Below are 14,274 nucleotides of genomic sequence, written 5' to 3'. Positions count from 1 at the left end.
AGGCAGGCTCAGTGCGGCTCAGTGCGGCTCTGACCGGCACACTTCGCGCTAGGGCGCGGCGGTGCGCAGGGCATCAGATGGAGCGGGAAGTCGGCGGTGCTGGTTCTCTCAGCGCGCCGGACAGATGGCGCTGGACATGCGGCCGTAGTCGACGTGGCGTCGACTCACCAAGGCGGTTCCAGCTGTAGACATGACGGAAGCGTGTCATGGGACTTTGGGCCCGGTCCACCATCGTCCGCAATATGGACGCGTATGTCCCACATGCTGGACGACGGTGGTGTCGGTCACATCGGAGGCCACGTCTTATGAGCCCGCGGGGTGCGCGCCCGGCCACGGACCCGGGGCCGCCGCGTCCGGCTCCTCGCCGGTCTCCGTGCGGAACAGGCGGAAGCCGCGCCGCTGGTAGTTGGCCATCGCGTGCTCCCCGTCGAGGCTGCACGTGTGGAGCCAGACGCGCTTCGTCGGCGTCAGCTCCGGCCACCGCCCGGCGAGGTCCCAGGCGCGGGCGACCCCCTCCGACAGCAGGTGGCCGCCGATCCGCCGCCCCCGGAACGCCGGGACCAGGCCGAAGTAGACGATCTCCACGACCCCCTCGTCCCGCGCCGCCAGCTCGACGTACCCGGCGGGCGTCCCCCTGTCGTAGGCGACCCACGTCTCCGTGCCCGGCCGCGCCAGCTCCTCCTCCCAGCGCGCGTACGACCAGCCGAGCCGGTCGGTCCAGCGGATGTCGCCGCCCACGGACGCGTACAGGAAACGGCTGAACTCGGGCGAGGGCACCTCCGCCCGTACGATCCGGACATCACCGCCCTCCGGCGGGGCGGCCGGCCGCAGATCGGACGGCGAGGTCTGTTCGAGGGACCAGGTGGTGACGGTGACGGTGCTCATGCGGCCCATCGCACCACAGGATGCCCCGGCCTCAGTGCGCGGGTGTCCGGGCCCTGCGCACCGCCGGGGCCGTCGAGTGCGGCAGCAGGTCGAGCGGGTCCCGCGGCAGCACCACCTCGACCTCCGCGTCCTCCAGGAAGCGGTACGGGCGGTGCGCCAGGAGGCCGCCGAGGTAGCGCCGCACCCGGGACATCTCCGCCCGCACCGTCACCGTCCGCGCCGGGTCCCCGAACAGGTCCTCGGCCAGGCCCGACGCGCTGCGCCCCGCCCGGTGGTGCGCGAGGAGGTAGAGCAACTCGGCGTGCCGGGGGCTGAGTTCGTGCGTCCAGGAACCGGCGGGCCCCGCCACCTCCACCGACCAGCGGCGCTTGCGGCTCAGGTCGAGGACGATCCGGGTCGCGCCCAGCGGCTCCGGGGCGTCGTCCACCAGGAGCAGCCAGCCGCCGGGCAGCGGTGCCACCCGGCACCAGCCGAGCGCGGGGATCAAGGAGCGGCCCTCGGCGAGCGACCTGGGCAGGGCGATCCGGTCGGCCGGCGGTATCCCGGTGACGGCCGCCGTCCACCCGTTGCCGTCGACCGCGACGGCTCGGCCGTCGATCCGGGCGAGCAGCGGCGCCGCGACCGAGCGCAGCCGGGCCAGCGCGCCGAGGTGCCGCTCGCGCAGGCGGGCCTCCGCGAGCTGCGCCACCGACCGCACCCAGGAGAGCGTCGCCGGGTGCATCGTCTCCAGGGGGCCGCTGACGTCGACCACGCCGAGCAGCCGGCCGTCGCGCGGGTCGGTCACCGGCGCGCCCGCGCAGGTCCACGCGTCGTGCGAGTTCACGAAGTGCTCGGCGGAGAAGACCTGGACGGGCCGCCCGGTCACCAGCGGCGTGCCGACCCCGTTGGTCCCGACGACGTCCTCGGCCCAGAGCGCGCCCACCTCGAAGCCGAGCCGGTCGCCCTTGCGCAGCACGCCCGGGTGGCCCTCGCGCCACAGGATCCGGCCGTCGCTGTCGCTGATCACCATGATGTGCTGGGCGGCGTCGGCCACCGACACCAGCGCCTCGCGCAGCACCGGCAGGACCGGGAGGAGCGGGGAGGACTGGCGCCGCTCCTCGACCTCGTCGACGGTGAGCAGGCCGAGGCGGACGTCGCGGTCCGGGTCGACGCCGCCGCGCAGCATCCGCCGCCAGGACTCGCCGATCTCCGGTCTGGGCAGGACCGGCGGCCGCTCCCCGGCGAGCATCGCCTGCCGTACGCCCTTGAGCAGCCGGGACGCGAGGGCCGCGTCCATCGCGGTCAGCCGCGCCAGGTCGATCGTCGTCGCGTCCTTCTTCATGCGTGCACCCTCGGTATGCGGAGCGTTGTGCCTATCGTGCACCGCCGGGCCCCGGCGGGGGGGGCAGCCTTCATCACAACGTTGCAACCCCCTGCAACCCTGGCGAACAGCCGTACGCTGTTTGAAACTGGCACCAACGCCGCCACGGCGGTGTTCAAGCTCCTCATGGGCTTGCGGCGGGGATGGTGCCGTGTCGGCGCAGCACCATCCCCGCGTCTTTCCTCGCCGTGGGACGTTTCAGTCCACCGGGCGGGCCCGCTCCACGATCTCCTCGTGCGCCAGGGTGTGCGGGAGCGTGCCGAACGCGGCGCCGCCGTCCCCGCCGAGCCGGGAGGCGCAGAACGCGTCCGCGACCTCGGGCGGCGCGTACCGGACCAGCAGCGAACCTTGCAGCACCAGAGCGATCCGCTCGACGAGCCGGCGGGCCCGCGCCTCGATGCCGTCCAGGTCGCCCAGCTCGGTCAGCAGGTCCTTCACGGCGGCGTCCAGGCGGTGGTCGGCGCCGCGCGCCCGGCCGACCTCCATCAGGAACGCGTTGAACGCGGCGGGCTCGCGCTGCAGCGCCCGCAGCACGTCGAGGGCCTGGATGCTGCCCGACCCCTCCCACAGCGAGTTCAGCGGCGCCTCGCGCAGCAGGCGCGGCATACCCGACTCCTCCACGTACCCGTTGCCGCCGAGGCACTCCAGGGCCTCCGCGACCAGCGGCGTGCAGCGCTTCGTCACCCAGTACTTGGCGGCCGGGACCGCGAGCCGGAGGAAGGCCCGCTCCTGTGCGTCACCGGCCTCCGCGTGGTCGCAGGCCGCCGCGAGGCGCAGCGCGAGCGTCGTCGCGGCCTCCGACTCCAGGGCCAGATCGGCGAGCACATTGCGCATCAGCGGCTTGTCGACGAGCCTGCCGCCGAACGCCTCGCGGTACGTGCAGTGGTGGACGGCCTGCGCGACCGCCTGCCGCATGAGCGAGGCGGAGCCGAGCACGCAGTCGAGCCGGGTCGCCGCGACCATGTCGATGATGGTGCGCACCCCGCGCCCCTCGTCCCCGACGCGCCGCGCCCACGTACCGTCGAACTCAACCTCGGCCGACGCGTTCGATCGGTTGCCCAGCTTGTCCTTGAGGCGCTGGATCGCGAAAGGGTTGCGGGCCCCGTCGGGGAGGACGCGCGGCACGAGGAAGCAGGTGGGTCCGTCACCGGCCTGGGCGAGCACGAGGAACCCGTCCGACATGGGCGCGGAGCAGAACCACTTGTGGCCGGTGAGGGTGTACGCCCCGTCCTCGGCGAGCGGGGTGGCCCGGGTCGTGTTGGCCCGCACGTCGCTGCCGCCCTGCTTCTCCGTCATCGCCATGCCGAACAGGGCGCCGGGCTTCTGGCCGGCGGGCCGCAGCTCCATGTCGTAGACGGTGGAGGTCAGCCGCGGCTCCCACTCGGCGGCGAGGTCCGGTTGCGCGCGCAGGGCGGGCACGGCGGCGTGCGTCATGGACAGCGGGCACAGGTGCCCGGCCTCCACCTGCGACCACACCAGGAACGCGCCCGCGCGCCGCACATGGCCGCCCGGCCGGTTCCAGGCCGCCGTGAGCCCCGCCGAGACGCCCTTGCCGAGCAGGCGGTGCCAGGACGGATGGAAGTCCACCTCGTCGACACGGTGGCCGAAACGGTCGTGGGTGCGCAGGACGGGCGGGTACGCGTTGGCGAGCCGCCCCCACTCCTGCGCCTGCGACGAACCCGCCGCGCGCCCGAGCACGGTGAGATCCGCGCGGGCCTCCTCCAGGACCTCCGGTGCCAGATGCCGCTCCAGCCCTTCCCCGAGCACCCGGTCGGCGGCGAAGACGTCGTACCCCGCGAGCGGCGGAGGCTGATTGGTCACGGTGTGCGTGCTGCCCGACATACCGGCGAACTTACCCGGCACGGCCCGGGTATGCGCCGCGGGCCTCAGCCGGCCAGACGGGTCAGGGCCGGCACCTCGCTCAGCTCGGGGCTCCGCCCGTCGGTCTCCGTCAGTGGTGGCGGCCAGTTCTCCCTGTAGACCGTGTCCAGGTAGCGCTCGCCGAGGTCCGGGGCGATGGCGACCGAGGTCAGGTCGCGCCCGCCGTGCCGCTCCAGCCACTGCGCCGCGCCGCTGATCACCGTGCCGGTCGAGCCGCCGAAGAGGAAACCCCGGCTCGCCAGGGTGCGGCAGGCGCGGACCGTGTCGGCCTCCTCCACGTGGACCACGTCGTCGATGTAGGACACGTCGAGCATGGGCGGCGGCACGCTCGTGCCGAGGCCGGGGATGAGGCGGCGGGCCGGTGCCCCGCCGAAGCTGACCGAGCCGACGCTGTCGACGGCGACGATGCGCACCCGGCGCCGCCACTGCCAGAACCAGCGGGCGCACCCCATCAGCGTGCCGGTGGTGCCCGCGCCGACGAACAGCACGTCCAGGCGCGGGAAGTGCTCGGCGATGGCCGGGGCGGTGGTGCGGTAGTGCGCCTTCCAGTTGGCCTGGTTGTTGTACTGGTCGAGCCAGACGTACCGGTCGTCGGAGGCGCACAGCGCCCGGACGTACGCGCGGCGCGCCCCGAGCAGCCCCTCGCTCCCCGCCGGGTCCTCGATGACGTGCACGCGGCTGCCGAGCGCCTCCATCAGCCGGATGGTCGGCTGGTTGCAGCGCACGTCGGTCACGCACAGGAAGCGGTGGCCGCGGCTGGCCGCGATGACGCTGAGCGCCACCCCCAGGTTCCCGGACGACGACTCGACGAGCACCGAGCCGGGCCGCAGCCGCCCGTCGCGCTCGGCGGCGTCGACCATCTCGTTGGCCGCCTTGAGTTTGATCGAGCCCGCGAAGTTGAACCCCTCGCACTTCACGTACAGCGGCAGCCCGAGCGCGCCCCGCAGATCGACGTAGAGCTGCTCCTCATTGAACCGCGCAGGGTCGTTGATGACAGGCATGGTTGTTCGGTTCCCCCCTTGTGTGTTTCCCGTGGGTGCGCGGGCCCCCACGCGCGCACCACGGGCCGTCGTCCGGCTCAGCCGTATCGGTTCAGCCGTACCGGCTCAGCTCGTCGAAGAACCCCTCGATCACCCGGAGCTCCCCGCGCCGCGCCACCTCGTCGTGGACGAACCGGCCGACGGCGAGGTCGAGCACCCCGAGCCCGAACGGCGAGAACACCACCGTGCGGTCGGCGGGCACGGTGACCCGCCCGCTCAGGACGTCCTCCAGCGTGCCGTCGATGAACTCCCGGCCGCCGGTGAGTCGTTCGGCCAGGTGCGGCGACGTCTCCGCCTTCAGACAGTGCTCGACGTCGTCGACGACGTTGGCGGAGTCGAGCAGGATCTCGGGCGCCAGGTCGCGCAGCGAGAGGTGCAGCACCAGCGGGTGGTGCGCGAACCACGCCGGGTCGTGCACGTGCGGCGCTGCGGCGATCGTCGCGACGACCAGGAGGTCGCTCGCGCGGACCAGCGCCTCGGCGGTGTCATGCACGGTGATACGGCCCTTGGCCCCGGCCCGTTCAAGGTAGCCGCGGAACCCGGCCGCGCTGTCGGCGGAGAGGTCGTGCACGCCCGTCTCGTCGAACTCCCAGCCGCAGGCGGCGAGATGCGTGTGGACGTAGCGGGCGATGAGCCCGGTGCCGAGGAACCCGACGCGCGCCGGGCGGGCCCGGCCGCGGCTGAGCCGGTCGGCGGCGAGCACCGCGGAGGCCGCGGTACGGGTGGCGCTGATGACCGAGCTCTCCAGGCAGGCGTACGGGTATCCGGTCGCGGGGTCGTTGAGGATCAGGACCGCCGAGGCGCGGGGCAGCCCGGCCGCCGTGTTGTCGGGAAAGCTGGAGATCCACTTCAGGCCGTCCACGCGCAGGGGCCCGCCGAGCGAGGCGGGCAGCGCGATGATCCGCGCGGAGGGGCGGTCGGGGAAGCGCAGGAAGTACGAGGGCGGGTTGACGGTGTCGCCCGCGCCGTGCAGCCGGTAGACGGCCTCGACCAGGGCGCCGATCTCCACCTCCCGCATCCACAGCGCCTGTCGCACCTGTTCCCCGGAGACCACGGCGAAGGACGGGGGAGTGGCGGCGGCGGTCATGAGGCCCCCACCTCCACCGTCGGCGCGCACTCCGCGAGCGGCACGGGATCGCCGAGCCCGGCCAGTATCTCGCGCGGCCCCTCGTACGGCTCCCTGCTGTGCGCGGTGCGCAGGTTGTCGACGAGCAGCACGTCACCGGCGCGCCAGGCGTGCCGGACGGTGTGCGCGTCGTAGACCTCGTTGATCGTGCGGATCACGTCCTCGCCGATCGGGTCGCCGTTGCCGTAGCGGGTGGTGAAGGGCAGCCCGTCGGGCCCGTAGACCTCGGTGAGGTACTCGCGCACCTCGGGCTCCATCGTCCACGCGCTGAGGAAGGCGATCTGGTTGAACCACAGGCGCCGCCCGTCGGCCGGGTGGTGGACGACGGCGCTGCGCAGCTGGCGGGTGCGCAGGGTGCCGTCCGGTTCCCAGTCGGCGTCGATGGCGTGGGCGCGGCAGTACCGGGCGACGGCGGCGTGGTCCTCGGTGCCGAACGCCTCGGCGGCGGACGCCCCGATCTCCTCCTGGTAGGAGCGGGCGAGGAGCCAGCCCTCCTTCTCGAACCGTTCGACGAGTTCGGCGGGGAGCGCGTCGAGGACGGCCGCGGCGTCGGCGACCCCGGTGGCGCCGCCGGACGCGGGCGCCTCCAGGCAGGCGAACATCAGCAGGCCCGGGAACTCCAGCGCGTAGCTCATCTCGTGGTGCATGCACATCTGCTGGTTGGGCGGCCACTTGGTGGACGAGTAGACGCCGTCGGTGTAGCGGCGCCGGGGCGCGAACGGCTCCCGGTCGGGCATCAGCGTGCGGGCGAAGCGCCCGAGGACGGCGGCGGCCGTGGCCGGTTCGGCCGGGCCGAGGCCGCGTACGAGCACACGGCCATGGGTGGCGACGGCGGCGCGCAGCGCGTCGCGGTGCTCGGCGGCCCAGCCTTCCGGGTCGCCGCCCGCGGCGGCGCTGACCTCGTGCAGGGACGGGGACGGGGACGGGTGCATCGGGGCTTCCTTTCGGTGACGCTGATCAGCGGCGCTGGTCAGTGGCGCTGGTCACTGGCGCTGAGCGGTCCTCCGGTCGAGCAGTCCCGCGAGATCCGCGAGGACCGGATGGCGGATGACGTCCTTGAGGGCGATCACCCGGTCCAGGGCGATCACGAGCTTCACGGCGGAGAGCGACGAGCCGCCGAGGTCGAAGAAGTGGTCGCGGCGGCCGATGCGGCCGGCGGGGACGCCGAGCACGTCTCCCCAGGCGCGGGCGAGCCGTCGTTCGGTCTCCGTGTCCGGGGGCTCCGTCGCCCCGTCGAGCTGTTCGGCGAGTGCGGTGAGCGCGCGCCGGTCGGTCTTGCCGTTGGCGGTGAGCGGGAGCGCCTCGCGCCAGTGCACGACGGCCGGGACCATGTAGGCGGGCAGGGACTCGGCGAGGCGTGCGCGCACGGTCCCGGCGTCCACCGGGCGCGGCCCCGTGCAGAACGCGGCGAGCTGGCTGCCCCGTACGACGATCACCGCGCCGTCGCGGACGCCGTCCACCCGGAGCAGCGCGTTCTCGATCTCGCCGAGCTCGACGCGGAACCCGCGGATCTTCACCTGCCCGTCCCTGCGGCCGAGGAACTCCAGTTTCCCGTCGGGCAGCCAGCGCCCGTGGTCGCCGCTGCGGTAGAGCCGCTCGCCGGGCCGGTACGGGTCCTCGCCGAAGGCGGCCCGCGTGCGTTCGGGGTCGTTGACGTAGCCGCGTCCGACGCAGACGCCCGAGAAGACGATCTCGCCGGGCGCGCCGAGCGGCACGGGCACCAGGTCCTCGTCGACGACGTAGATCCGTACGTTGGCGACGGGCCGCCCGAGCGGCACCCTCGCGTGCTCGGGCACCCGGTCCATGACCTCGTGGTTGGTGTCGTCGGAGGTCTCGGTCAGCCCGTACGCGTTGACGAGCCGCACCCCGGGCCGGGCGGCGAACCAGCGCCGGACCAGCTCCTTCTTCACGGCCTCGCCGGTCACCGACACGCAGCGCAGGTCGGGCAGTTCGCGCGGGTGGGCGTCGAGTTCGGCGAGGACGGCCTCCAGGTACGACGGCACGACCTGGAGCACATTGACCCGGCCCCGCTCGATCGTGTCGACGAAGCGCGGCACGTCCAGGATCGCCTCCTGCTCCACGAGGTGCGTCCGCCCGCCCACGACCAGCGCGGCGAGCAGCTGCCACAGGGAGATGTCGAAGCACTGCGGCGCGGTCTGCGCCACGACGTCCCTGGCGCCGACCCCGAGGTCGTCGAGCTTGGCGCGTACGTGGTTGAGGAACCCGGCGTGCTCGCACATGGCGCCCTTGGGCTCGCCGGTGGAGCCCGAGGTGAAGTAGAGGTAGGCGAGCCGGTCGGCGCCGACCGGGACGCCGAGGTCGCCGTCCGGCCGGCCCTCCGCGTACGCCTCGGCCACCGACAGGGTCCCGCCCTCCTCGGCGACGACGAGGTCGCAGCCCGCCCGGTCGAGCGTCCTGGCGATGCGGGCGGCCGGGAAGTGCGGCTCGACGGGCAGATAGGCGCCGCCCGCCTTGAGCACGCCGAGGACGGTGGCGAGCCAGTCCAGGTTCCGTTCGCTGATGACGGCGACGACGCCCTCGGGCCGCAGCCCGCGCGCGAGCAGCGCCCGCCCGATCCGGTTCGCCCGCGCGTTCAGCTCCCCGTACGTCCACCGCTCGTCCCGCGCGACGGCGGCCACCCTGTCCGGGTGGGCGGCGGCCCGCTCCTCGATCAGCTCGTGCACGCGCCGGTCGGGCAGTTCGCGGCGCGGCCCCTCCGCCAACTCGTAGAGCTGGTAGCGGAGTTCGCTCTCGGACAGCAGGCTGCGGCGGAGCCGTCCCGGGTCGGCGAGCGCGGCGAGGTGGTAGCCCGCGATCCGGGCGGCGGCCTCGGCGTCGAGCCGGTCGGCGCGGTAGCGAAGGCGCAGGACGCCGCCCTCGACCCGCACCCCGAGCAGGGTGTCGTCGCGCTCGGCGGACAGCGCGGCGAGCACCCGCTCGTGCGCGGCGGACACAGCGGAGGGAGTGACCGACAGGCCCTCCGCGACCGCCACTTCGTACTCTGCGATGGTCATCGCCCCTGCCTCCCCGCCGCCGGGTTGCCGCCCCAGCGCGCCCCTGGAGGCACCTGTTCGCCCTTCATCAGGAAGGAGTCCGGGGCGAGGACGGCGCCGTCGCCGAGCGTGACGCCGTAATGGACCAGGGCGCCGGTGCCGACGGTGGCGCCCGCGCCGATCGTGATGTGGTCGGACTTGAAGGTGCCGTCCTCCTGCGAGTGGGACTGCACGGTCGTCTGCGCGGAGAGGGTGGCGTCGTCGCCGATGGTGACGAGGGTGCGCTCGGTGATCGCGGCGCCGTCGTCGAGGACCCGACGGCCGACTCGGACGCCGAGCAGCCGCCACACCACGTTCTTGAACGGGGTCCCGTTGAACACCGCGAGGTGGTGGCTCGGCACCTTCCACAGCCGTTCGTGCCAGCGGAAGTACGGGTCGTAGATGGAGCACAGCCGCGGCTCGAGCGGCCGGAAGCGGCAGATGACCCGCTCCACGAGGATGTAGTAGCCGGTGCTGAAGGCGAGACCGGCGACGAGCGAGGCGCCGATCAGCAGCCCGCCCGCCACGTCGTACAGGTCGAAGGCGGCGAGAGCGATCAGCGTGACGGCGAACGAGTGCAGCCACCGCAGGAACAGATGGAGCCCCATCGAGCGCAGGTTGTAGCGGTTCTTCGCGGACAGCCCGCGCCGCAGCTCCTCGCCCTCGCGCAGGTGGTCGAAGCGGGTGTCGCGCTCGACGGTGCGCGGGATCTCGAACGGCGGCGAGCCGAGCAGCCCCACGCCCTCCCGCACCGGACCGTCGAGCGGCACCATCACCTTGGTCGCGAGCAGGCAGTTCTCGCCGGTCCGGCCGCCCGGCGGGTAGGCGATGTGGTTGCCGAGGAAGTTGTGCGCCCCGATGGCGGTGCGGGCGACGCGGAACGACGTGGCGGAGAACTCGGCGTTCATCACCGAGAGCCCGTCGGCGACCATCGTGCCGCTGCCGACCGTCGTGAGGTACGGCGACTCGTGCCGCACCTCGGTGCCGAAGTTCGACCCGGTCTGCTCGACCCGCGACAGGTCGTACCCGATGGAGCGCAGGTAGGGAACGATGTACGAGCTGTCGCCGCACAGCCAGGTGAAGAACCTGAGGTTGGTCAGCCGCGCGATCGTCCGCTGGACCGAGTAGTGCGGCCCGTACAGCGGATACGTCCGGCCGGGCCGCAGCAGCGGCCGCAGCGCGCGCGGGACGAGGGTCACGGCGGCGAGCCCGAGCAGGAGGAACGCGAGGAACCCGGCGACCGACAGACCGAGTGCCTGGCCGTAGAACGCGGCCGAGGTCAGATGGTGCGCGGCGGGGTCGAGCAGCGCGTCGAGCGCGGGCACCTCGGTGAGCAGCAGCTCGCTGCCGCCGATCGCGAGCGGGACGGTGACGAGCAGCGCCTGGAGCAGCCCGCCGGCCGCGTACAGGGCGCGGCGCCCGGTCGAGCAGGTGGCGGCCGGTACGCGGTCGTGGTCGAGGCCGGCGGGTTCGGCGGGGGAGCCGTGCCAGTACTCCGCGGCCGGTACGGCGGCGCCGTCGTAGAGCGCGGAGGCGTGGCCGAGCCGGGCGCCGTCGCCCATCGACGTACCGATGTCGAGGACGGTCCGCTCGCCGACGAGGACGTCGCGGCCGAGCGTGACCGGGCCGGTGCGGACACGGCCCGCGTGGGTGCGGTAGCCGAGGAAGGAGCACTCCTTGCGGAGCACACTGCCCGCGCCGATCGTCAGCAGGTCGGTGCAGACCGGGACGGAGCGGGACAGGATCGTCACCCCCGGGCCGATCCGGGCGCCGAGCGCCCGCAGATAGAGCACGTAGACCGGGTTGCCGACGAACAGGGCCACCGGGCTGGCGTGCAGCAGCGACTTCACCAGCCAGAAGCGGACGTAGGCGAGGCTCCACACGGGGAACTCCGTCTCCCGCCAGCGCCCGACCAGCACCCACTTCGCGACGACGGGGACCGTGCACGCGCCAGTGAACACCGCGGCGCCGAGCAGCGCCGAGCGCAGGTAGACGTCGACGAGGCCCGTCCCGTCGTGCACCCAGACGAAGCCGCGGGCGGTGAGCGCGCCCGCGCCCGCGCAGTACAGAAGGAAGGCCAGCAACTGGAGCGCCCCGCACATCAGGTAGCGGGGCGTGCTGCCGGGCGGTGGCGGTGGCTCGGCCGCCACCGCCTTCGCCGCCGGTGCCCCGTCGAGGGCGGCGGCCAGGGACCGGATCGTCGGGTGGCCGTAGACGTCCTTCATCGAGACCGCCGGCAGGTCCGCGTTCTTGCGGACCCGCGCGCAGAAATGCGCCATGACAAGAGAGTTGGCGCACAGATCGTCGAAGAAGTGACTGTCCGGCGGTACGTGGTCCACACGGACGACACCGGCCAGGACTTCGGCGAGCACGCGTTCGGTGCCGTTCGCCACATGAGCTCCTCGTGCTGTTGCCCCTGTTCTCCGCTGTTTCGGAAATGGCGGAATGCACGGAGAGCCGGGCGTGTGATGGATGTGCGACATGCGTGAGGAGCAACGCGGATGAAGCAGGTCACCGGCGGTGTGGCTGGTGACCTGGACAGCCCCCCCGGCTGTACGTCCCCCCGTGGAATGTGCTCCGGCGATCCGCCGATGAGCACATTGAATACGATCGGGATTCTTTCCAACGATTCATGAGCGGTTCAAGTCGGTTTCAAGTATTGGCGATTTCCGATTGTTTACGTATGGCGAGGTCATGCCGAATGGGCGGCGGGGGCGGGCGATGTGCCTCGGAACTCACCGGAACGGCCGTGCAATCACTTCTTCCGGCTCCGTTCGGCGCGCCCGCGTTATCCGGCCACCGCGGCGAACGCGCAGGCCGGGGCCCCGGGGGATGGGTACACCGGCCGGCGGCGGATACCTTTAGGACGTGCAGCCAGCAAGTGAATCTCCCCCACCGCCGTCCGGCCGTCTCCACCGGGCCCGCGTTCTCTACGAGAACGTCTCCAAGCGCAGGACTGCCTGGCTGTTGCTCAAGGACACCGTCAACTCGTGCATGGAGTACCGCATCCTGGGCCTCGCGGCCGAGGCGGCGTTCTTCACGCTGCTCTCCGTCCCGCCCCTGCTCCTGTCCCTCGTCGGGCTGCTCGCCTACGTCGACTCCTGGACCGGCGCCGACACGATCGCGGGCGTCCGCGACAACATCCTGGAGGCGTCCCGCACGGTCCTCACCGACCAGGGCGTCAAGGAGATCGCCCAGCCGATCCTGGACGACGTCATCAAGGGCGGCCGCCCCGACGTCATCTCCATCGGCTTCCTGATCTCCCTGTGGTCCGGCTCGCGCGCGGTCTCGACCTTCGTCGACACGGTCACCGTGATGTACGGGCTCGACGGCGTCCGGGGCATCGTCAAGACCCGCCTCCTGGCGTTCCTGCTCTTCCTCATCGGGCTCGTCGTCGGCTCGGTGGCGCTGCCGCTGATGATCGCGGGCCCCGACGCGGTGATCGGCCTCGTCCCCTGGTCGGAGACGGTCGTCCAGATCCTCTACTGGCCGGTCGTCCTCGTCCTGTCGGTCGCCTTCCTGACCACCCTGTACCACGTGTCAGTGCCCGTCCGCTCCCCGTGGATCGAGGACGTTCCCGGCGCGCTGACCGCCCTCGCGATGTGGATCCCCGGCAGCTTCCTGCTCCGCCTCTACCTCACCAACACCATCGAGGGCCCGACGATCTACGGCTCCCTCGCCGCGCCCGTCGCCGTCCTGCTGTGGATCGGCGTCTCCGCGTTCGCCGTCCTCGTCGGCGCCGCGGTCAACGCGGCGATCGACCGGGTCTGGCCCTCCGTCGCCACGGCCGCGGCGCGCGCCGCCAACGAGCGGGTCCGCACCGCGACCGCCGCCCACTACCTGTCCCGCGCCGCGGCCCGCTCCGGCTACTCGGACGACCCCGACGAACTGGACGACATCGACGGCGCCGACGACGGCCTCGGCGACCCCGACATGCCCTCGGAGTTCCCCGAACGCTGGTCGAAGTTCCTCCCCCCGGAGGACGTCACCTCCCGCCTGCGCACCCACGCCCGCCGCCAGGGGGACACACCGCACGAGACGGAGGACGAGGACGAGTAGCCCCGGGCTCTTGCGCGCGGGGCCCTACTTCCAGCTCCCCGCGGCAGCCGTCTCCCGCGCGTACTCCGCGAACCGGCGCGGCGCACGGCCCAGGACCCGGGCCACCCCGTCCGTCACCGACGCGTTGCGTCCGTCGAGGAGTGTGGTGAACAGGTCCACCAGGAAGCCCACTTCCTCCTCCGGCACGCCGAGCCCGGCCAGGGCCGCGCCGTAGTCGGGGGCCGGAACCGGCACGTACCGCTTCTCCGTGCCCGTCGCGCGGGCCACCGCCGCCAGCGCCTCGGCCCAGGTCAGCAGCTCGGGCCCGGTCAGCTCCAGGGTCTGCCCCGGGTACCGCCCCGACGGCGGGCGCAGTACCGCCACCGCCACCTCCGCGATGTCCCGCACGTCGATGAACGGTTCGCGGAGCGCGGCCGGGGCCGCGAAGGCCAGTTCGGGGCCGCGCACCTGCTCCAGGAGCGGGCCCTCGCTGAAGTTCTGGTCGAACCAGGCGCACCGCAGGACCGTCCACTCCGCCCCGGACGCGGCCAGCGCCTCCTCGGCCGGGCGCGCCCGGTCCTCCCCGCGCGCCGAGAGCAGGACGAGCCGCCGGACGCCGAGCGACACCGCCCGCCGGGCCAGCGCGCCGACCGCGTCCGCCGCGTCCGGCGCCCCGATGTCCGACGGGAACGCCAGATACGCCCCGTCCGCGCCGCGCAGCGCCGCGTCCCACGTCGCCGGGTCCGCCCAGTCGAACCGCACCGCGCCCGAGCGGGACGCGGCCCGCACCGTGAGCCCGGCGGCGCGTGCCGCGTCCGCGACCCGCCGCCCCGTCCGACCGGTCGCCCCGGTCACCAGTACCGTCGTCGTGCCGCTCGTCGTCTTGCCCGCTGTCTCTGTCATGGCTCCACT

10 protein-coding genes are annotated in these 14,274 nt (G+C 73.2%); 1 reads left to right on the top strand and 9 read right to left on the bottom strand.

Going from position 1 to position 14,274, the window contains the following annotated elements; genetic code table 11:
* Positions 1–303: 303 nt before the first annotated feature.
* The 8 genes from N5I75_RS22075 to N5I75_RS22040 all read right to left on the bottom strand — a co-directional run bounded on the left by N5I75_RS22075 (position 304) and on the right by N5I75_RS22040 (position 11,717).
* Positions 304–885 (bottom strand): GNAT family N-acetyltransferase, encoded by a 582-nt coding sequence (locus N5I75_RS22075; RefSeq protein ID WP_476679753.1) that lies wholly within the window; start codon positions 883–885, stop codon positions 304–306.
* A 31-nt stretch (positions 886–916) separates the two neighbouring features.
* Positions 917–2,206 carry a GAF domain-containing protein gene (locus N5I75_RS22070; protein ID WP_476679751.1) on the bottom strand — a complete coding sequence of 430 codons (1,290 nt, stop codon included), beginning with the start codon at positions 2,204–2,206 and terminating at the stop codon, positions 917–919.
* 237 nt (positions 2,207–2,443) lie between these two features.
* The gene (locus N5I75_RS22065; protein ID WP_476679749.1) at positions 2,444–4,087 is read right to left on the bottom strand and encodes an acyl-CoA dehydrogenase family protein; all 1,644 of its coding nucleotides are present in this window, start codon (positions 4,085–4,087) and stop codon (positions 2,444–2,446) included.
* 44 nt (positions 4,088–4,131) lie between these two features.
* Positions 4,132–5,127, bottom strand: a complete 996-nt coding sequence (gene sbnA, locus N5I75_RS22060) for a 2,3-diaminopropionate biosynthesis protein SbnA (protein ID WP_476679747.1) — start codon at positions 5,125–5,127, stop codon at positions 4,132–4,134.
* A 91-nt stretch (positions 5,128–5,218) separates the two neighbouring features.
* Positions 5,219–6,253: a 2,3-diaminopropionate biosynthesis protein SbnB gene (gene sbnB, locus N5I75_RS22055; protein ID WP_476679745.1), complete on the bottom strand. Its 1,035-nt coding sequence runs from the start codon at positions 6,251–6,253 to the stop codon at positions 5,219–5,221.
* Complete coding sequence (locus tag N5I75_RS22050) at positions 6,250–7,224, bottom strand: TauD/TfdA family dioxygenase (RefSeq protein WP_476679743.1); 975 nt, start codon at positions 7,222–7,224, stop codon at positions 6,250–6,252. The genes sbnB and N5I75_RS22050 overlap by 4 nt, the downstream gene beginning before the upstream one ends.
* A 51-nt stretch (positions 7,225–7,275) precedes the next feature.
* A complete protein-coding gene (locus N5I75_RS22045) occupies positions 7,276–9,306 on the bottom strand; it encodes a non-ribosomal peptide synthetase (protein ID WP_476679741.1) in 2,031 nt (676 codons plus the stop codon).
* Complete coding sequence (locus N5I75_RS22040; protein ID WP_476679739.1) at positions 9,303–11,717, bottom strand: Pls/PosA family non-ribosomal peptide synthetase; 2,415 nt, start codon at positions 11,715–11,717, stop codon at positions 9,303–9,305. Before N5I75_RS22040 ends, N5I75_RS22045 begins: the two co-directional genes overlap by 4 nt.
* Positions 11,718–12,192: 475 nt before the next feature.
* Here N5I75_RS22040 and N5I75_RS22035 point away from each other — a divergent pair, with 475 nt between their 5' ends.
* Positions 12,193–13,383, top strand: coding sequence for a YihY/virulence factor BrkB family protein (locus N5I75_RS22035; protein ID WP_476679737.1), 1,191 nt, complete (start codon positions 12,193–12,195; stop codon positions 13,381–13,383).
* 24 nt (positions 13,384–13,407) lie between these two features.
* On the opposite strand, the gene N5I75_RS22030 is transcribed toward N5I75_RS22035, so the two are convergent.
* Positions 13,408–14,265, bottom strand: coding sequence for an NmrA family NAD(P)-binding protein (locus N5I75_RS22030; RefSeq protein ID WP_476679735.1), 858 nt, complete (start codon positions 14,263–14,265; stop codon positions 13,408–13,410).
* Between the last annotated feature and the right edge of the window lie 9 nt (positions 14,266–14,274).

This window comes from Streptomyces sp. R818, assembly GCF_056172735.1.
Note: the sequence above shows the minus strand (reverse complement) of the source record. Positions and strands in the feature narration are given on the sequence as shown.